Source organism: Streptococcus sp. V728 (assembly GCF_052077995.1).
GTDB lineage: Bacteria > Bacillota > Bacilli > Lactobacillales > Streptococcaceae > Streptococcus > Streptococcus infantis_B.
In genome coordinates this window covers 146889-166187 of the sequence record NZ_JBQJJH010000004.1, presented here as the reverse complement: position 1 = coordinate 166187, position 19299 = coordinate 146889, and the positions used below count along the sequence as shown (strand labels likewise).

At 38.7% G+C, this 19299-nt stretch carries 17 protein-coding genes; 1 reads left to right on the top strand and 16 read right to left on the bottom strand.

Annotation, left to right across the window (positions count from 1 at the left end; genetic code table 11):
- Window position 1: 1 nt before the first annotated feature.
- From ACTO1Y_RS07450 to ACTO1Y_RS07440, 3 genes are all read right to left on the bottom strand, one after another.
- Window positions 2–1291 (bottom strand): DUF308 domain-containing protein, encoded by a 1290-nt coding sequence (locus tag ACTO1Y_RS07450; protein ID WP_441348814.1) that lies wholly within the window; start codon window positions 1289–1291, stop codon window positions 2–4.
- A gap of 646 nt (window positions 1292–1937) precedes the next feature.
- Window positions 1938–2597, bottom strand: coding sequence for a hypothetical protein (locus ACTO1Y_RS07445; RefSeq protein ID WP_441348813.1), 660 nt, complete (start codon window positions 2595–2597; stop codon window positions 1938–1940).
- Between the two features lie 76 nt (window positions 2598–2673).
- Window positions 2674–3372, bottom strand: coding sequence for a hypothetical protein (locus ACTO1Y_RS07440; protein ID WP_254726723.1), 699 nt, complete (start codon window positions 3370–3372; stop codon window positions 2674–2676).
- A 219-nt stretch (window positions 3373–3591) separates the two neighbouring features.
- Here ACTO1Y_RS07440 and ACTO1Y_RS07435 point away from each other — a divergent pair, with 219 nt between their 5' ends.
- Complete coding sequence (locus tag ACTO1Y_RS07435; RefSeq protein WP_441348812.1) at window positions 3592–4125, top strand: hypothetical protein; 534 nt, start codon at window positions 3592–3594, stop codon at window positions 4123–4125.
- 58 nt (window positions 4126–4183) lie between these two features.
- Here ACTO1Y_RS07435 and ACTO1Y_RS07430 read toward each other — a convergent pair whose 3' ends face one another.
- From ACTO1Y_RS07430 to ACTO1Y_RS07370, 13 genes are all read right to left on the bottom strand, one after another.
- A complete protein-coding gene (locus tag ACTO1Y_RS07430) occupies window positions 4184–4852 on the bottom strand; it encodes a hypothetical protein (RefSeq protein ID WP_441348811.1) in 669 nt (222 codons plus the stop codon).
- A gap of 86 nt (window positions 4853–4938) precedes the next feature.
- Window positions 4939–5502: an ABC transporter substrate-binding protein gene (locus ACTO1Y_RS07425; RefSeq protein ID WP_441348810.1), complete on the bottom strand. Its 564-nt coding sequence runs from the start codon at window positions 5500–5502 to the stop codon at window positions 4939–4941.
- Between the two features lie 186 nt (window positions 5503–5688).
- Window positions 5689–6717, bottom strand: coding sequence for a tRNA preQ1(34) S-adenosylmethionine ribosyltransferase-isomerase QueA (gene queA, locus ACTO1Y_RS07420; protein ID WP_441348878.1), 1029 nt, complete (start codon window positions 6715–6717; stop codon window positions 5689–5691).
- Window positions 6718–6754: 37 nt separating this feature from the next.
- Entirely contained in the window at window positions 6755–7663 is a 909-nt protein-coding gene (locus ACTO1Y_RS07415) for a LysR family transcriptional regulator (RefSeq protein WP_254726727.1), read from the bottom strand.
- A 141-nt stretch (window positions 7664–7804) separates the two neighbouring features.
- Window positions 7805–8035, bottom strand: coding sequence for a GlsB/YeaQ/YmgE family stress response membrane protein (locus ACTO1Y_RS07410; protein ID WP_254726728.1), 231 nt, complete (start codon window positions 8033–8035; stop codon window positions 7805–7807).
- Between the two features lie 9 nt (window positions 8036–8044).
- The gene (locus tag ACTO1Y_RS07405) at window positions 8045–9286 is read right to left on the bottom strand and encodes an aminopeptidase (protein WP_441348809.1); all 1242 of its coding nucleotides are present in this window, start codon (window positions 9284–9286) and stop codon (window positions 8045–8047) included.
- Window positions 9287–9307: 21 nt separating this feature from the next.
- On the bottom strand, window positions 9308–9460 hold the full coding sequence (locus ACTO1Y_RS07400) for a hypothetical protein (protein ID WP_441348808.1): 153 nt from the start codon (window positions 9458–9460) through the stop codon (window positions 9308–9310).
- Window positions 9461–9533: 73 nt separating this feature from the next.
- Complete coding sequence (locus tag ACTO1Y_RS07395; RefSeq protein WP_441348807.1) at window positions 9534–11444, bottom strand: GmrSD restriction endonuclease domain-containing protein; 1911 nt, start codon at window positions 11442–11444, stop codon at window positions 9534–9536.
- Window positions 11438–12748, bottom strand: a complete 1311-nt coding sequence (locus ACTO1Y_RS07390) for a DUF262 domain-containing protein (RefSeq protein WP_441348806.1) — start codon at window positions 12746–12748, stop codon at window positions 11438–11440. Before ACTO1Y_RS07390 ends, ACTO1Y_RS07395 begins: the two co-directional genes overlap by 7 nt.
- Window positions 12749–12812: 64 nt before the next feature.
- Window positions 12813–12935 carry a hypothetical protein gene (locus ACTO1Y_RS07385; protein ID WP_257375148.1) on the bottom strand — a complete coding sequence of 41 codons (123 nt, stop codon included), beginning with the start codon at window positions 12933–12935 and terminating at the stop codon, window positions 12813–12815.
- A 394-nt stretch (window positions 12936–13329) separates the two neighbouring features.
- Window positions 13330–14280, bottom strand: a complete 951-nt coding sequence (locus ACTO1Y_RS07380; RefSeq protein ID WP_441348805.1) for a helix-turn-helix transcriptional regulator — start codon at window positions 14278–14280, stop codon at window positions 13330–13332.
- Window positions 14281–14292: 12 nt separating this feature from the next.
- Complete coding sequence (locus ACTO1Y_RS07375) at window positions 14293–14796, bottom strand: DnaA ATPase domain-containing protein (protein ID WP_441348804.1); 504 nt, start codon at window positions 14794–14796, stop codon at window positions 14293–14295.
- Between the two features lie 69 nt (window positions 14797–14865).
- Window positions 14866–19260: a PolC-type DNA polymerase III gene (locus ACTO1Y_RS07370; protein WP_441348803.1), complete on the bottom strand. Its 4395-nt coding sequence runs from the start codon at window positions 19258–19260 to the stop codon at window positions 14866–14868.
- Window positions 19261–19299: the final 39 nt, after the last annotated feature.

Sequence of the window (19299 nt, the reverse complement as noted above, 5' to 3'; positions counted from 1 at the left end):
CTTAATAAACATGTTTAGATACGACTATACTATTTGGTTTTTCAAACTCTCGGTCAAGGTAGGCTTGATAAGTTCCTGGTGCGATAAATCCTTTTGGTGAGAGGATATCTGTTCCAGCTTGACCGACTATGGTATCAGCCAAGAGCACACAGTTTGTGGACAAGACAAAGTAGGATTTAAACTTAGATTTGATAAATTTATAAAGTTCCCCATCCGTCTCATGTCTGATTTTATAAGCGTAGGTGTAGTCTTCCTTACCATCTTCCGTTTTAATTTTATCTGCGCTTGGCTCCCAAGGAATCGTTAGTTGTTTTAATTCAGCTAATTTTTCCTGAACCGCTTCTTCCATTTCCGGTGTCAAATCTATTCCGTAACCAAATAGCGTTTTTTGACTCTCCCGTTTACATAAGTCAATGTACTTATCACGGTCGCAAAAATATAAAACACCATCTCCAACCATACCAAATAAGGTCTCAGATGACGGATCATAGTTTCCATAAGAAATCACACGTCCTTGATAACAAAGGTCCACATGACCAATAGCTGAAAATAGAGAAGTCTCCGCTGTATGAACGAAAATTTCTAGCTCTGCTGTCTTACCAGACTTCACTATTCCAAGATGGATATCTTCTTCCTCATCAGCATTTTCTAGCATAAATTTGTTAACTTTTGCTAAAGTTCTTGCAGGGATGAGAGCGGCTAGGGCAATAGGTAAGCTCATTCTGACACGACGTTTGAGATGGTTTTTCCCAATTTCCTTTTCAAATAAGAAACCGTCACGGATATTGGACACACCATAAAGGCAAAAATAAGCCCCTAAAACAAAGAGTTGAAAGACAGAATTTCCCGTAGAGGACAAAAGACTAGTCCCACCAAGAAAAACTAGTACGAGACCATCTAGTAAGAAACGAAAACGAGGTCGAATTTTGTTTTTGCGGTAGAGAACATAGGTGACAAGGTTGATACTAGCATGAAAAATCTGATAAATTCCAATCACAAGAGCCAAAATATAAATTGGCACATCAGTAGCAAGATTCGAGCCTAGCAAATATCCCATCACTAACAATTTAACCAGTGCAACTCCCAAGGTGTCCGTTGACTGACTTTTTTTGAAAATACGTAATACTAAATCTAAGACCGTTGCTATCCAAGCTAAAAACAGAACCAGTCGAATAACCGTCACTGGCAACCAAGTTCCCGTGACCATCAAGATAAGACCTAGCAGAACAAACAAGAAACCCTGAACAAGTAATTTCTTACCTGTCAGACCTAAAGAAAGAATTTTTTCCATAAAAGACCTTTCAAAAATAATAATTAAGCCCTTTGATCAAATTGACTGGTAAATAGCTGACGGCACAAACAGCCTGTGCCAGCAAGACATGGCGACTGACTGTAGCAATGTCACCATCTTGTCTTTTGCACTTCTGAAATTTGTTTTATTGAGTCGAAATCAGAGCTTTTAAAAACTAGCTAAACTTGAAAGCTAACCATAATTGCTAGATAAAAAAGGTGCAACCAATCCTTCTTGTAAAGGTAGGAAAGAATTATATCCATTCCATTAATTATTTATATATTACCTATTGTGACACAATACTCACTATAATTCAACTTTTTACCTATTTAAAACCATAAAGCCTACATAACTCTTTGAAGAGAACAAAAATCTGAATGTAATAAGATAGTACCCATTACCCATATTATAATTAGATTATGAATTGAAGCTTTTTGGAACTAAAATTAGGAATAATTGAGAAAGTAGGGAGGGAAATTTTGCTTTTACCCCATTTTGAAATAATTTCATTTTAGATTTTTCTAAGTTTCTTTCAAAGAGCCTGCAGGGGGCATCTAAACAACAGGAAAAAGCCTTGATTTACAAGGCTTTTTTGTTTTTCTAAAAGATTTTCTCTAGATATTTAGCAGAATCCCAAGATAGTTTCTCAATGTTCCACTTCTTCCTTAAATCGTACTTTTCCTTGGCTGTATAATCTCATAATCTTCACAAAGCGAACTGGATTGTTTTGGTTATACAAAAGAAATACTGAAAAGAATAACAAGCCAGCAAACCACAAACCATAGCCTTCATCACCAATCGGTTGGCCAAATTTTAGAGGAAGAATCAAGAAATACAAAAAGTAATAGATAGACACTATATTTACTACAAAGCGGGCAAATCGATAAGGTAAAGCAGACAGTTGTCTAGGATCAAACTGGTTTTTTACAAACAAATTATGAGATGCTGCAAAGAAAAAGACTTTCTCTGTCGTTGGCTGGGCCTTTCGAACATTTTTATAGAGTGCTCGTTCAAGTAAAGCAACCAACGAGAAAAACTGCATCAACCAAAATAGAAGAATACAGGCTAGACTGAACCAGTTATAGACACCAATAAACTTGAGGGAAAAGAAGCCCGAAATTGCAGGTCCACCTGCTAGTAAGAGAATTACCAATTGAGGAATAAAGGAATTCGTTTCACCAGCTTTTTCAGTATTGAGCAACTTACTCTTTGGAGCAGCTAAAGCCTCTCCTGTCTTTTGGTCATAATAAACAGCCTGACCATTGCATTCGCCGATAAAGACACGACGGCGTCCGAGAAAAAACATATTGACCTCTTTCTATTTATGAAAATATGTTGTCAAAGTCTCCTAACCATTAGGAATAAATCTATAGACTAGAATTCTACTCTTCATATTCTGGGTGTTTGCGTACATAACGCGCTGCCTGAACTCCATCCACTATGAGAGCTGGTAAAAAGAGGTTCATCAAGATGCCTAAGAACACACCAAAGATATTCTCAATGTAACCAGTAAGAATGGCTGGCGCTAACACGACAGCCACAGAAGCAACACCAAAGTTGAACGATCGTTCGTGCTTCTTGTCATTGTCATCGCCACCATAAGTCTCCCATCGGTTGAAAGCCCAGATTTTCCCCTGATTTTTAGGAAGATAATACCAGGAGTAGAGACCAGTAGAAAAAAGCAAGATACAGAGAGCTACAAGATTGTAAATAAGTGCCCAGACTGAATAGATTCCGTCATTACCAACTAGCATAAGCAAGCCAATAAAAGTCATGTCAACGTTTAAAATCAAAACAAGTATAGAAACAAAAAGATAGATAAAACTCTTAAATCTCACAATAAAACGATCGAAGAATGAGAGTGGGATTGCTACACCACTAATAAACATGCAAATAATGAACAAGATTTTATATATGCCAATACGATCGATATAGGTCGTCCCAAAAAATCCTATAAAAGAGACTCCCAGTGTAATCCAAGGTAGAAGCTTGATATAGCCTAAACTAACCCCATTTGTAATCAAAGGGCCATGGTAACGTTCTTCAATTACTACTTTCTTTTTCTTTGAAGCTTTTGACATAAATACACCTACTTATCTAGTCTGAATGATTTTAACCCTAGTATACCACAAACCATATGCTAGGTCATAGTATAGCTAAGATTCATAGCTTACTAAAAAGTTGACAGAACTTCGCTCCATAGGATATGATGGGAATACCTAGAAATTTTACTCTCCACGACCTATACGACTTCTACTGAAAAAGCGTTGGCGAGTTCAATTCTATATCTGGAGGTTTCTATGAAAATCTATTATTCAAAATTTGTCGGTGTCGGCTATCTAGTCTTTGCGGCGGGTGTATTCTTTCAATTTTCCTTTTTTCTCGCGCATGGAATGATCGACTTTTCCCAGCTTAGTCTTCTCACGGTGGGGCCAACCATCCTCTTTTTCGCTGCTATCTATTCAACGATTGCAGGCATCAAAAGACTGACTAGTCGCAGGCTTTCCTTTGAATTCACCTTTGAAGGTATTTATGTCTATCCTGGGCTCTTCTTTTCCAAGGAAATCTTCATCCCAAAAGAAGAATTGTTGCGAGCATCGTATGTTGAAGTGGATGTCAGCGACCCTGACCATGTCAACAGCAAGGCTTACTATTTAGACTTCGATCTGAGAGAGGTCACTCAGCTAGAAGATATTTCTAAGTCAAACGTCATCATCGATACAAGTGTTCTGAAATTGCGTCTCGCCCTTAGCCTCTGTCGATTTAGAGAGGAAGGAAAAGCCGAGTTGGCGACCTATCTAAAAGAAAACTACGGCATTGATTTCTTATATTAGCAAGGAATAAAAAAGCCCTGATGTAGGGCTTTTTGTGTTATTAGCGGTTTAGCATATGCTACGCTCCACTATCATCCTGTTCTTCCTTAAATCGTACTTTCCCTTGGCTGTATAGCTTCATAATTTTCACAAAGCGAACTGGATTGTTTTGGTTATACACTAATACGAGTGCAAAGAGTAATAATCCAACTATCCAAAATTCATAACCTAGTTCAATCTCCTGACCAAATTTTTGAGTATAGCTATAAAAAACATATAACAAATAGATATTAGTGGCAACTATTAGAAAACGAACGATTCGAAAGATTTTAGTAGACAACTTAGCCGGATCAAAGTTATCTTCCCCCACCATCAAGTTATGAGAAGCTGCATAGTAAAAGACCTTCTCTGTCGTCGGCTGGGCCTTGCGTACATTTTTATATAGTGCTCGTTCGAGTAAAGCAACCATGAACAAAAACTCAGCCAACCAAAATAATAGGATAAAAGTCAGACTGGTCCAGTTGTAGACTCCTATACTCATAGCCGCAAGGAAGCCAAGGCCACCCGTTCCACTTGCCATGAAGAAAATTACCAATTCAGGTATGTAGGCGTTGGTCTTTCGAGCCCCCTCGGTATTGAGCAGGACGCTCTTGGGAGCAGCTAAAGCCTCTCTCGTCTTTTGGTCATAATAGACCGCTTGACCATCACATTCGCCGATAAAGACACGACGGCGTCTAAGAAAAAACATCTTTACCTCTTTCTATTTCCTTTGTTATATTTGAAATTGGTTAGAAAGCAAGGACAATTCTCCACCCTTACTTCTGATTGATCTTCTTAGTTACGGTAAAACTGGTTATCTTTGTCGCTTACAGATTGACCGATAGACAAGACATCTTGACTGCCATCTGTACCTGTCACTTCGTTTTGGACTCCAGCTGGGGTAAAGATCAGTCGTGCCCCTTGCCCACCACCGACAAGATGAATACCTGTTGAGTAGTAGCCGTCTTTTTCCTCTACTTGCCCCATCTCGTATTTAAAGGTTCCATTTGAACTTTGGATCGTTACAATTCCATCTGCTGTGACTGTTGCAGTTATTCCCGCGTAGTTTTCCCAAGTCCCTACAAACTTAGCGTAAGCCTCTTGTGATTTTTGCTTATCTTCCTTTTGTTCTGCTTGAGTGGTTGTAGCTTCTGCCGCACTATTTGTTTCTGACTTCTGCTCCTCTTTTTGGCCTGCTTCAGTTTTACTTGCGGACTCTGTAATCACCTTGCTTGTTGTCTCCTTTTGGTTTGAAGATGACGTGTTCTTGTCAGTCTTTCCACCACAGGCAACCAAGGTCAAGGCAGCCAACAAGGTCAGGACTGATAGGCTCGTATAGCGCAATGTTTTGTTTTTCATAAAAATCTCCTTTGAAATAGAAACAGATAAAAGTAGCTCGTCAGATTTTGCATATATTTGACGGCTGTATCATAGTCTTCAGTGTATCATTTATTTGCTTTTAATTCAATAGCTATCATATATCGAAAAAAGGCTAATCCAAGTAGGAATTAGCCCTTTTATTTCTAGTTTTGATTTGCTCGTTTTTTAGTAGATAAACATGGCATCGCCAAAGCTAAAGAAACGGTATTTTTCATCGATAGCATGTTGGTAGGCTTTGAGGACCAATTCACGGCCTGCAAAAGCTGAGACAAGCATGACCAAGGTAGATTTCGGCAAATGGAAATTAGTAGAAAAAGCATCCACCACCTTCCAGTCATAGCCTGGCTTGATAAAGATATTAGTCCAGCCAGAGTCGGCCTGGATTTGGCCGTCAAACTTGCTTCCGATAGTCTCTAGCGTACGGATAGAGGTAGTCCCCACAGCAATGACACGGCCACCATTTTCTTTGACCTGACGCAAGGTCGCTGCAGCTTCCTCAGACAATTGATAAAACTCTGAGTGCATCTCGTGCTCATCCAGATTATCTACTGAAACAGGTCTAAAGGTCCCAAGTCCAACGTGCAAGGTCAGGTAGACTAGATGAACGCCTTTTTGCTGGATTTCTTCTAGTAATTCTTTGGTAAAATGTAGCCCTGCAGTTGGGGCTGCTGCTGATCCACTCTCCTTGGCATAGACTGTCTGGTAACGTTCACGGTCATCCAATTTTTCATGAATATAAGGAGGCAAAGGCATTTCTCCAAGACTTTCAAGTACTTCTAGGAAAATCCCCTCATATTCAAAACGGACAATACGGCCGCCATGGGTTAATTCCTTGGTCACGACTGCGCTAAGTCGACCATCACCAAAGATAACGCGGGTGCCGACCTTGAGACGTTTAGCTGGTTTAGCCAAGACTTCCCATTCGTCTCCTGCCATATTTTTCAAGAGCAAGAGTTCAACGTGACCCCCTGTTTCTTCCTTTTGGCCATGAAGTCGAGCTGGTAGTACGCGGGTGTCATTCATAACCAGGGCATCACCTGGCTCTAGCATTTCAATAATAGAGTGAAAATGGCGATCTTGAAATTCCCCTGTTTTGCGATTGACCATCAAGAGTTTAGAGGCATCGCGCTTTTCCAGAGGCGTCTGTGCAATCAGTTCCTCTGGTAAGTGGAAATCAAAATCATTGGTATTCATTGGTGTCATTTTTCCTTTTCTTTTCTAATAGAATTCATTAGCTGTCAAAGCGAACTTCTTCAAGTAGGTACTCGATGAAGCGTTCACCCATCTTAGACAAGCTAGTTTTCTCATGCTGGATATAAACCAGTTCAATGGGATCATCAATATCAAGTGGAATCGAGACAATATTATCTCCATTAAGATTACTATTGAGGATACCAGTCGCGATGGTATAGCCGTCCAAACCAATCAAGAGATTGAACAAGGTCGCACGGTCACTAACAACGATGGATTTCTTGTGGTGTTCCTGAGACAAAATCTCCTCTGAGAAATAGAAGGAATTATGGGTCCCTTGGTCATAGCTCAAATATGGGAAGTCTTCTAGATCTGCCAACTGCACCTTGTCTCTTTTGGCAAGAGGGTTGGACTTGCTGACAAAGATATGGGGTTGGGCTGTAAAGAGATGGTGGGCAACGAGATGGTTGTCATCCAACATCTTCGAAAGTACGTCCCGGTTATAGCTATTTAAAAAGAGGACTCCGACTTCACTGCGGAAGTTCTTGACGTCGTCAATGATTTCCCAGGTTCTGGTTTCACGCAAAAAAAGCTCGTACTTTTCCATATCGCTCTTCTTGAGCAAGGAAACAAAGGCATTAACTACGAAGGCATAGTGTTGCGAAGACACACTAAAAAGCTCGCGATGTGCGATGGGATTTTTATAGCGTTCTTCTAGGAGTTGGGTTTGTTCGACAACCTGACGGGCATAGGACAAAAACTCCATCCCATCACGTGTGAGGGTAATTCCCTTAGGATTTCGGATAAAAATCTCAATTCCCATCTCATTTTCTAGGTCACGAACTGCATTTGATAGACTAGGTTGCGTAATGAAGAGTTGTTTGGCAGCCTCATTCATGGAACCAGTCTCTACAATTTTGATAATATAGTGTAATTGTTGAATTCTCATGCTTTTATTGTACCATACTTGACGCAATATAAAAAGAACCAGTCACTGCAAGTCCCATTATCCTCTGTAAATGTTAAAAGAGGTTGGAACTCTTCCAACCTCTTTTTATCTTTATTGTTAAACAAGCTTTTAAATCGAAACTTAGCTTCCTCTTTTCCAGAAGATGGCTAACAAAATCATGGCACCGAGAACTGATGGGATAATGGCTGTACCGTTTAGGCTTGGTCCCCAAGCACCAAAGAGTAATTGTCCTAAAAAGGCACCAATCCAGCCAAGAAACATTTTCCCGAAGCATCCCATATGTTCTCCACGATTGGTGATAGCTCCTGCCAGTAGTCCGATTAAAAGTCCGACAAACATACTTCCAATCATAGCTTCTCCTTAAATTGCCCAATCTCCATTGCGGAAGAGTGGAACGCGTGTTCCATCCTCACGGATACCATCGATATCCATTTGGTTAGAACCAATCATAAAGTCAACGTGAACATCGGAACGGTTAAGCCCTGCAGCTTCAAGTTCTTCTTCGCTCATCTCTGCTCCACCAACAACGCTAGTTGCATAGGCTGCACCAATAGCCAAGTGGTTTGAAGCATTTTCATCAAAAAGAGTATTAAAGAAGGTAATACCTGACTGAGAAATTGGGCTTGGATCTGGTACCAAGGCACATTCACCCAAGGCACGCGCACCAGCATTCTTAAAGACAAGGTCCTTCATAACTTGATCACCCTTTTCAGCTGTGATATCAACGATTTGACCATTTTCAAAGGTTACCTTGATACCTTCGATGATGTTTCCATTATAGCTAAGTGGTTTTGTAGATGTTACATAACCATCTGCACGACGGAAGTCAGGTGCTGTAAAGACTTCTTCTGTTGGCATATTTGGCAAGAATCCTTCACCTTGGGCATTAACTGCACCAGCTGATTCCCAAACGTGGTTCTTAGGCAAGCCAAGTGTCAAATCAGTTCCAGGCGCTGTGTAGTGAAGAGCTGAGAATTGTTCTTTGTTGAGCATTTCTGCCTTGCTCTTCAAGATAGCTGCATGCTCTTCCCAAGCCTTAACTGGATCTTCTTCGTAGATACGGCAAGTCTTGAAGATTTGGTCCCAAAGGAGATCTACTGCTTCTTCGTCGCTCGCTGCATTTGGAAAGACCTTCTTAGCCCACTCGAGTCCAGCAGCAGCTGCTACAGTCCAGCTAACCTTGTTAGATTGAGTGGCGATACGCATTGGCTTCATTGCAATTCCCATCGCTTTTGCAGAAGCTGAAAGCTTTTCAGCGTCCACTCCGTTCAAGGCACCTGGATCAGAGGAACGAACAGCCAAACGACTCGCCTTGTTATCAAGGAGATAGTTCATCTCAGCAATCTTGTATTCTGGCACATTGTCCAAACGCTCCATCGGCGCGTGAAGGAATTTCTCACGATTTACAAAGTCGTCTGCCCATTGAACGATCACTTCGTGTGCACCAAGTGCATAAGCTTCTTTAACAATTAAATGCGCCAACTCGCGTTGCTCCACATCGATAGAGAGAGCCAAGGTATGACCAGGTTGCACGTTCACTCCGTTTGCAACCAAAAGCTTAGCGTATTTTTCTAGATTTTCTTTAAAATTTGGTAAAACCATTCTGTTTTCTCTTTTCTATTTTTATTTTTCTTTCAAAGCAGACAATAATCCTGCTAAAGCAATAGCACCAGATAAGAGTGCTGTCGATAAAAGAATTGTCTGATCAGCAAGCTCTAACTGATATTCAAAAACCTTTTGAGCAGGTTTGTCTTCCGCAAAAATTCTGAGTTTCATCAAATGTCCTCCGTTACTAGTATATCACATATGATGTAAATTTAAAAACAAGCCTAGTAAAGCTTGTTTTTATTTAACTATCACAAAAGTCGTGTACATATCTTTCCACTTCTTTTTCCATAGATTGAATCTCACAAATACCCCATTTATCATTCTTTACCGTTACATCTGCCATCATCTGTAATTTTAAACTCTGGCGATTGAAAATTCCTTCCCACTGTTTATATTTTGCACTTGGAACTAAATTTCCAAACTTCGAATTTTGACTATCTGTAATGATACAGAGATTCCCAAAGGAGTGCAAAAATTTATCATCAATTTTTTCAACTCTTTCATCACTATTTAGATGTTGTGGAAACCAATGCTCTATAGAACGACGATATGCAAATTTGAAATCTTCAAACTTAACATCGTATGCTTTCTTTAATTCTTCACGATTTTTCCATAAAACATAATCTACAAAGTTAAAAGCATAAACAGGAATTGCACCATATTTCTTAATTCTTCTATCCTCAGTAAACAATCTTTCCTCAGCATATCTCACTGCCATTTTTTCAAGAAAATCCTTAAACTGACTAGCAAATCCTACTTGATTTAACTCTTCAATATTGTTGAAGAGAAATTGTAAAATCTCATATAACCAACGACTATCACGATTAGCAGTAAAGGTCACAGCAAACATGGATTGGAGCATTAAAATATCATCATTGAACTTTTCAAAAGAATTTTTATCATAATAATATTGAACAAACAAATCTCCTCTAGCTTTGTTATTATAATCATTTCGATAAACTTTCTGCAGAAACCAATCATTTTCTTGTCTTCTATTATTAGTCTCTTGTGACATTCGTACAATCAAATTATCAAATATAAATTTTAATTTCAATAAATTTCTAATAAATAATGTAACATCCTCTACACTTGTATTAACACTAGTTATATTTTCAAATGTTTCTAATAATTTCTTATCATCAAGCTGTATATCAGAAGAGGATACATTACCAAATGTTATATAATAAACGAAATATAAAAATGTTTCAAAGTTTATAATCGTTCTGTATTTTTCCACTTCATTCGTATGTGATACTACTTTAACTGTTGTAGATTCTTTATTTCCTATACTAGATAATAAAGACTTCTTATTACTTGATTGAACTTCTATTTGGCTTAAAGACTCATCAATATTTAAAAGGAAACTATTTTGATAATGATTTCCTTTAATCCAATTCAAAGGAAAGATTTTTTCTCTTTCTGCATCAGAATGCTTTTTCTTTGCTTTTTTTGTAAATGCATTGATTACCGGCTTATCAAAGTCTGCGCAAGCATCCCATATTCTCGCAAATTTTTGTGCCATTTCTTGATCTTTACCAAACTTAGCCATCATTTGCGCCTTAAGAATTTCATGAGCTTCTAGTTGCTCACCTCGAGAGTTAAAACGTTCAAAATAAAGATTCAAATCCAAATCTTTAGGAAGTATACTCCGAAAAATGATGACTTTATTAAAAAGATAATCAACGAAAGACTGAGTATCAAGTTGACGCTCTCCTAGCACATTTTCTATTGCATCTTTAGCATGTCTGTACCCTCTAGTTAATTCATTTTCATCGTCCTCAGAAATTTTTTTCTTAGTAAATAGTTTTTGAATATTTTCATTTGATTTCCTCCGAGCTGGGAAAGTTAAACGAACCGCCTCTAATCTGTCACAATCAAACTCATTTTTCAAAACCAAAGCAATTAAGTTAAGGGCTGTGGTTCGTTGTTGACCATCTATAATTTTGAAAATACCATTCTCTTCATTAACGACTAATGTTCCAATATAGTAATTGTCTCTGTCTCTCTTTTCTTGAAAAGCATCTGCTACATCGTTCAATAATTGTGCGATCTCATCATAAGTCCAGGAAAAATTTCTCTGATAAAGAGGAATAGCATAGGTCTCTTCATTTAGCAAACGATTAACTGATAAGCATATATGTGTTTCTACCATTTATCTTTTTCCTCTTCTATAATTTGTTCCACAGTATAATTTTCAAATAATTCTCTATCTATCTTGACCATGAAATCATTAGGAGTCACAGCATGTGCTAATAGTTGGAATAGCTTTTGAATCTCTTTTTGTCTGAATTTTCCTCCTGCAGCATAGTTCCCTACAGTAGCATCATATATAGCACGAGACTTTACACGGGGGTAGTAAGCCCAAATAAACAAAGTCTCTACTATTTCTTTTGATAATTCTTCTTTCCCAAATCTCTCTGCAAAAAGCGAACAAATATTTAGAAACAAATTATGACACTTTAGATAGCGTCCTTTTGAACTATTGTAAATTTTCGACATACCTTCTGGATAATCTGAACTATTCTCTTCCCTATCAGTCTCATCAGAAAAACCTAACTTTTCATGTAAAAAATTCTTATGTTCTTTAATAGTCTTATGGACGGATTCAATATACTCAAAAAATTTACTTCCATCAATGATTGGCATAGTTATTGACATAGGGAAGTTTTCAATATGACGATATAATTCTAGGTATGGAAAATTCTGACTTAAATCAACACCTTTAAAATCATCAATAAAATCTTCTGTAAAACGCAAATAAGTACCATAACGCCTATTGGTTAGTCCTGTTTCTCCCCTAGACCATCGTCTCATACGAAAAAGATGCTTATCAAATAGATCTTTCAGACTTAAATCATTATCTTCCACAAACTGCTCCCATTTCTCAACAAGTTTCTCATCTTCTGAATCTTGTTTGCGAAGATGATAGGCTTTGAGCAAATCATGAGGTTCTAAAGATTTTCCACGATTATTTTGGGAATCAAATAGTTGAAAAGCTTCTGATAATCGTTCCTGTGGCATAGTTATCACGGAGACAGAACAATTTTCCAATAGAAAGTTGCAGATATCTTTTGCCTGATTTTCACCAACCAATTGAGTTAAATTTCCCCACTCGTTATAATTTTCACTCGCATGATAGCAAGATATCTCTCCAAATTCAGCACTTAGCAGTTGATTAGCACCTTTATAGTCCTTTAATTTCTCTAATAAATGAAGAAATAAAGAAATAGAAATTAGCCGTTGTTGCCCATCTACAATATCTAAGTATCCACCATTCTCATGCAAGATAACGGAGCCAACTTGATATTCTTTTTTTCCCATAGCATCTCGCAAATCATAAAAAAGATTACGGATATGCTTTCTATTCCATTTATAAGGCCTTTGATAAGAAGGAATCCGCAAATTTCCTTCTTTCAATATCTCTCCAACCTTTTTAGAAGTAAATTGAATTTCCATTTCATCCGCCTTTATAGTATTTTAAAAAAACTACAAATTCATATGAATCTGTAGTTAAGAGTGGCTAATTCTTTTGAATAACACTTGTATTAGGAATATTTTTTGAATACTGTTCTGCTGCTTCCTTTGTCCAAAATCCTTGTGCAATCATATTGCCAAACTGATCAATAACAATCCATTCAGTCATATCTCCATCACCTTTCTACTTCTTTATTAATTATATATTAATCATTAGAGGTAGTATAGCATATAAAAATTGTAAAATCAATATTGTCTATGTAGAACATAATATTATTTTTCTCAATTTAAGACCAACTACAATAAATTTTCTATATTTGAGAATACCAGTATATAATTACAGGAGTAAAATAGTACGATTTTTAGCAAATTTCGTTCTGTCCTACTCCTGAAAAGATAGTGTAACATTCTTCCGAACTTAGAAAATGAACAATTAAATCAATCAGTTACTGCATCTTGTAATTATGACTTTTGTTCATTTAAGATTGATAACGTTTGAATAAAAATCATTTATCCATAGTTCTCCAACTTTTTTAGAAGTATATTGAATACTCATTTTATCCTCATCTATATTTATCTATCATTTCTCGAACTGTCCGCTTCATATCCTCTACTAAAGTCCGAGGAGACAAAACAGTAACTGCTTCCCCTTGTCCCAGCAACCAGCGTTTAAGACCCGGTGTATGCTGACTTTCAAACTTAAAATGAGTCCAATCTCCATTTTTCCCAACTATTTTTGCATTTGGAAATTGATCCATCACAATCGTCGGATCGTACAAATACTCGATTTCAATACTGATTTTCTTCCCGATAAAAGCGTCTACTCTCTCGTTACGAATGTCTCCATCTCTAAATTTATCTCGATAAGAAATAGAGGGTTTCTCTATATCACTATAAGACCAGGACTGGATACGGTCTACTCTTAAAGTAATATAAGTAGCATGTTTCAACTGGTAAACAACCAAATAGAAATAATGACTATTATAGTAAAGAGAGACAGGTAAAACCGTCTGCTTCTTAGAAGATTCAGAATAAGATTTTTGATAGATAATGTCTAAGACCTGTTCATGTAGAATAGCCTCCGATAAATTCCAAATTTTCTCTATTCTATCTTGTTGATCCGTTAAGGGAGTATAGTTAAGTTTTTCACTGCCAATGATCTGCTCAATTTCTTTCTGGTCATCACGAGGAACTAAGGCAAGTAAATTTTTTAGTAAGCTATCAATTTCTGGTTTATTCAGTGCTCGATTTTCTAATAAAATCTTTGAAATAACTAGAATATCTTTTTTAGAAAAAATTGACTTACTTGATAAACAGTACTGATTCGTCTTACGACTATAAATCAAATCTCCACTATAATTGTGGCAACTAGATAAGATATAACGCAGTAGCGAAAAATCTCTCTGTATCGTCTTTTCACTAACCATAAATTCCTGAGCTAATTGCTTTTTTCCTAACGGAGTCCCAAACTGTAATCGTAAAAAAATCGTTAGTAGTCTTTCTTGATCATTCATCTGCAGTCCTTTTTATTCTTCAATTGATGTTAGACACACTGTCATTCCCCACTTAAAACGCACAATCAAACGAGATTGAACATTTTTCAATTGATCTGGTTCAGAGTCACTAGATAAAACAATTTGCTTATCCTTAACATGTAGAGAATTAAAAAGATTAAAGAATTTTTCTTGAATAAAAATATCCTTTTCCCCCAATATCTGAATATCATCTACTATTAGGAGATCAAACTGCTCACTTCTAACTTTTTGGATTTCTAGCTCATTTTCTAATAAGTTTTCGGCAGAAATATATTTTACTCGCTTTTCTGGATTATTCTCAAGAACCTTATTTCCAATTGCTTGAAGGAGATGTGTTTTCCCTGAACCTTTTTTTCCATAAATATAAAGTGGATTATATTTTAATCCTAGATTCTCTACTACTGCTAAGGCTCCTTTCTTTGATAAATCATTACCATCTTTTTCTACAAAATTTTCAAATTGATATTTATTATTTAAGCCTGTATTGTTCATCATTTAAATCTCTTTCTTTATTATACTATAAGTATACTAAAATAGATGGACAAAAATTGTCCATCTATTATTTTAAAACAAATCATCAAACAAACTCAGCTGGTTGTCCTCTGGCATATTGCCGAGAATCCCCATTTCATCCATCTTTTCAACTAAAGTTGAGGAAAGTCCACCACGCTTGCGGAGTTCTGTTTTAGAGAGGAATTCTCCCTCTTGACGAGCACGAACCAGTTGCTTGGCAACGTTCTCTCCTAGACCATCCATAGCGACAAACGGTGGGATGAGGGTGTCTCCGTCGATGATAAATTCAGTCGCATCACTGCGATAGAGATCCAGTTTCCCAAATTTGAAACCACGTTCCCACATCTCATTAACGATTTCAAGCGTTGTATAGAGGTCAATTTCTACGTTAGAAGCTTCATTGTTCTTGCGCTTTTCAGCAATTTCTTGCATCTTGCGTTTGATAGCATCCAAGCCTGCACCCATGGTCTTGATATCAAAAGCCTTGGCACGGATGGAGAAGTAAGCACAGTAATAATAAATCGGATGGTGAACCTTGAAGTAGGCCACACGAAGGGCCATCATAACGTAGGCAGCCGCGTGGGCTTTAGGGAACATGTACTTGATTTTCCCACAAGATTCGATATACCATTCAGGGACATTATTAGCCTTCATGGCTTCGATATAACCGTTGCGCTCTTCTTCTGAGATTTTGAGCCACATTCCCTTACGTACACGTTCCATGATGGTAAAGGCCATCTTTGGATCTAGGCCAGCGTGCATGAGGTAAACCATGATATCATCCCGACATCCGATAACGGTTGACAGGTCCGCAATTCCAGCCTTAATCAAGTCCTGGGCATTCCCCAACCATACGTCGGTACCGTGAGACAATCCAGAAAGCTGTAGCAACTCGGCAAAGGTCGTCGGATGGGTTTCATCCACCATTCCGCGAACAAAGTTGGTCCCAAACTCTGGAATTCCAAGCATACCAGTTGAAGTCCCGATTTGTTCAGGTGTCACTCCCAGGATATCTGTACCCGAGAAGAGGGCCATGACACCAGGATCATCCATAGGGATATCATTTGGATCAATGCCTGATAAGTCCTGGAGCTTGCGAATCATGGTCGGATCATCATGACCAAGAACATCGAGCTTGAGGACGTTCTCATCGATATCGTGGAAGTTAAAGTGAGTGGTTTGCCATTCAGCAGTCACATCATCTGCAGGATACTGCACTGGAGTAAAGTCATAGACATCCATATAGTTTGGGATAACAACGATTCCCCCTGGGTGCTGACCAGTCGTCCGTTTAACACCGGCAGCTCCTTGGGCTAGGCGCTCTACTTCGGCTTCACGGTAGAACTTGCCATAGTCACGCTCGTAACCCTTGACAAATCCATAGGCTGTTTTAGCAGCCACCGTACCAACCGTTCCTGCACGGAAGGCATATTCTTCCCCAAAGATATCACGAACATCCAAGTGGGCACTCGGCTGGTCCTCCCCTGAGAAGTTCAAATCGATATCGGGAACCTTATCCCCGTCAAAACCAAGGAAGGTCTCGAAAGGAATGTCCTGTCCATTCTTGCTGAGCTTGTATCCACAGTTTGGACAGTCTTTATCTGGCATATCAAATCCTGAACCGTAAGAACCATCTGTGATAAACTCACTGTACTGACACTGACCACAGACATAGTGAGGAGAGAGCGGATTGACCTCGGTAATCCCAATCATGGTCGCAACGAAACTAGAACCAACAGACCCACGGGAACCAACCAAGTAACCTCGTTCATTGGAACGGTGCACTAGCATCTGCGAAGCCAGATAAATCACGGCGAAACCATTCCCCAAGATAGAGGTCAATTCCTTTTCAATCCGTAGATCAACGATATCAGGCAGTGGATTTCCATAGATTTCAAAGGCTTTTTTATAGGTTAACTCGGCAACTGTTTCTTCAGCTTTGTCAATGAAAGGCGTGTATAAATCACCCTTTACAACCTCCACAGGTTCAAAGATTTCTGCCAAGGCATTGGTATTTTCAATAACAATCTTGCGAGCCAAGTCTTCCCCTAGAAAGGCAAACTCATCCAACATTTCATTGGTTGTTCTAAAATGCGCCTTTGGTAGCGGAGCTGGTTGAGCAGCTTCTCCATGACCGATCGTTCGGTTAATCATGGCACCCTGACCTAGACTTCGCACGATAATCTCTCGATAAATTTCATCCTCAGGTTCGAGATAGTGGACATTTCCTGTTGCCAGAACGGGTTTCCCAAGGCGCTCTCCAACCTTTATCAAACTCTTGATAATGGTGTGGAGTTCTTCCATGTCCTTGACCTGCTCTTTAGCAATCAGAGGTGCATAGACAGCTGGAGGCATCACCTCGATAAAGTCATAGTATTTAGCAACTTCGACTGCTGCATCTACACCTTGTGATACAACTGCATCAAAGACTTCTCCTTCCGTACAAGCAGAACCCAAGATTAACCCTTCTCGATGGGCATCTAGTACTGTACGTGGAATCCGTGGTACTCCTTCAAAATACTGGGTATTTGAGAGAGAAACCAGCTTAAAGATATTTTTCAAGCCCACTTGATTTTTTACATAGATAGTTGCATGCTTGACGCGAGCTTTTTTATAAGAGTCCGGACTGATTAAATCAATATTCAATCTAGCTAAATCTGTCACACCATGTTTTTCTGCCACTTCCTTGATAAAGATAAAGAGCAGACGGCCAGTTGCTTCCGCATCATAATTGGCCATGTGATGGTGTTCTAGGGCAACACCAAAACGCTTAGTCAAAGGTCCTAGACCGTGGCGCTTGTATTCAGGATAGAGATTTCTAGCGAATTCTAACGTATCAATGACAGGTTGGCTAATTTTTGGAAGTCCATGACGCTCGTAGTTAGCATTCATAAAGCCAACGTCAAAGGTGGCATTGTGGGCGACAAGAACGGTATCCTTACAAAATTCTTGGAACTCTTTTAAAACTTGAACCAAGGGTTTGGCATTTTTTACATGGTCATCCGTAATTCCTGTCAATTCAGTTGTAAAGGCTGATAAGGGATGCCCAGGATTGATAAATTCATCAAATTCAGCGATGATATTGCCCTTATACATCTTGGAAGCTGCCACCTGAATCAAGTCATTATAAATAGCAGATAGACCAGTCGTTTCCACGTCAAAGACTACATAAGTAGCTTCAGAAAGGTCCATCTCCACTTCGTTATAGACGATAGGAACACGGTCTTCAACGATATTGGCTTCCATCCCATAGATTAGCTGGATGCCAGCTTTCTTAGCTGCCTTATAACCATGAGGGAAGGATTGAACATTCCCGTGGTCTGTGATTGCTACTGCCTTGTGTCCCCATTTGGCTGCTTTCGCAACGAGTTCTTCAACTTCAGGTAGAGCATCCATAGTCGACATATTGGTATGTGCGTGGAACTCAACCCGACGTTCTCCCTCTGGCATCAGATCCTTACGCTCATAGTGGACAACTTCCTGCACATCTTGCACATTCATGGTCAAGTCTCGCGTGAAATTATTCATTTCAACATTCCCACGAACACGAAGCCAAGAGTTTTTCTTGATCATGTCAAATTTCTGAGCTTCTTCTTCATTTTTAACCCATTTTTGCATAGAGAAACTAGAAGTATAGTCGGTCATCTTGAAGTTAACCAAAACACGACCTGTTCTAGTCACCTTCTGCTCAACATCAAAGACAACTCCTTCAAATACCAAACGGTTCTCCTCAGTATTGACCTCAATCATTGGAGTAATTTCTGCCTTGTCTAGTTTTGGCTTGGCAGCTGCCTTCTTAGCTTGAAAATCAAAGACAGGCTTGTCCTCTACTGGAGGTGGTGGCGCCATCTGTTCCAACTGTTCCATAGTCCGAAGAGTTTCTTCATTGGCAGCCTGAACAATCATTTGATTTTCCGAATGGAAAGCTTCTTGCTCTTCCTTGGTCAAATCTTCATTTTTCTCTAAAACACAACTGAATTTAGGAAAGCCAAAAAGTTCCAGCTGTTTACTGAGATTTGGTAGGTGGTTTTTTCTAAAATGTTCTGTATCTGCTGCTTCAGAAGCTTCAATAATCAACTGATCATTCTCAAATCGAACTTGAAAATCCTGATACATAGTCCGAAATCCTTGGCTAGAACAAGGCCCATCTGAAAAAGCCTCCCGATAGTAGGTTTGTAGAAGCTCTTTTGCAAAGTCTTGATGGCGAGTTTTTATCTCAAAGGTTGCTTGATTTCCTGTTTTTGAAAACTCTTCTTTCAGACCTTTCTTCAACGCTAAAAAAAGTTCAAAAGGCAGGATATTCTCAAAGACAAAGCGAAACTCCCAAATTTTACTTTGTTTGTGTACAATAACTTGTTCAATTTCTGCCTGGGAGAAGGCTTCATGATTTCTTATCTCAGCGGGGATTCCCAACTGATTCATTAAAATTTCAAAAGTGGTTGACATCCATTTTCCTCACAATATACTCCTTCTATTTTACCATAT

Bases quoted from the DNA above. Each gene is read 5' to 3' on its own strand.
- ACTO1Y_RS07450 (WP_441348814.1), bottom strand. From the start codon at position 1,291: ATGGAAAAAATTCTTTCTTTAGGTCTGACAGGTAAGAAATTACTTGTT.
- ACTO1Y_RS07445 (WP_441348813.1), bottom strand. From the start codon at position 2,597: ATGTTTTTTCTCGGACGCCGTCGTGTCTTTATCGGCGAATGCAATGGT.
- ACTO1Y_RS07440 (WP_254726723.1), bottom strand. From the start codon at position 3,372: ATGTCAAAAGCTTCAAAGAAAAAGAAAGTAGTAATTGAAGAACGTTAC.
- ACTO1Y_RS07435 (WP_441348812.1), top strand. From the start codon at position 3,592: ATGAAAATCTATTATTCAAAATTTGTCGGTGTCGGCTATCTAGTCTTT.
- ACTO1Y_RS07430 (WP_441348811.1), bottom strand. From the start codon at position 4,852: ATGTTTTTTCTTAGACGCCGTCGTGTCTTTATCGGCGAATGTGATGGT.
- ACTO1Y_RS07425 (WP_441348810.1), bottom strand. From the start codon at position 5,502: ATGAAAAACAAAACATTGCGCTATACGAGCCTATCAGTCCTGACCTTG.
- queA (WP_441348878.1), bottom strand. From the start codon at position 6,717: ATGAATACCAATGATTTTGATTTCCACTTACCAGAGGAACTGATTGCA.
- ACTO1Y_RS07415 (WP_254726727.1), bottom strand. From the start codon at position 7,663: ATGAGAATTCAACAATTACACTATATTATCAAAATTGTAGAGACTGGT.
- ACTO1Y_RS07410 (WP_254726728.1), bottom strand. From the start codon at position 8,035: ATGATTGGAAGTATGTTTGTCGGACTTTTAATCGGACTACTGGCAGGA.
- ACTO1Y_RS07405 (WP_441348809.1), bottom strand. From the start codon at position 9,286: ATGGTTTTACCAAATTTTAAAGAAAATCTAGAAAAATACGCTAAGCTT.
- ACTO1Y_RS07400 (WP_441348808.1), bottom strand. From the start codon at position 9,460: ATGAAACTCAGAATTTTTGCGGAAGACAAACCTGCTCAAAAGGTTTTT.
- ACTO1Y_RS07395 (WP_441348807.1), bottom strand. From the start codon at position 11,444: ATGGTAGAAACACATATATGCTTATCAGTTAATCGTTTGCTAAATGAA.
- ACTO1Y_RS07390 (WP_441348806.1), bottom strand. From the start codon at position 12,748: ATGGAAATTCAATTTACTTCTAAAAAGGTTGGAGAGATATTGAAAGAA.
- ACTO1Y_RS07385 (WP_257375148.1), bottom strand. From the start codon at position 12,935: ATGACTGAATGGATTGTTATTGATCAGTTTGGCAATATGATTGCACAA.
- ACTO1Y_RS07380 (WP_441348805.1), bottom strand. From the start codon at position 14,280: ATGAATGATCAAGAAAGACTACTAACGATTTTTTTACGATTACAGTTT.
- ACTO1Y_RS07375 (WP_441348804.1), bottom strand. From the start codon at position 14,796: ATGATGAACAATACAGGCTTAAATAATAAATATCAATTTGAAAATTTT.
- ACTO1Y_RS07370 (WP_441348803.1), bottom strand. From the start codon at position 19,260: ATGTCAACCACTTTTGAAATTTTAATGAATCAGTTGGGAATCCCCGCT.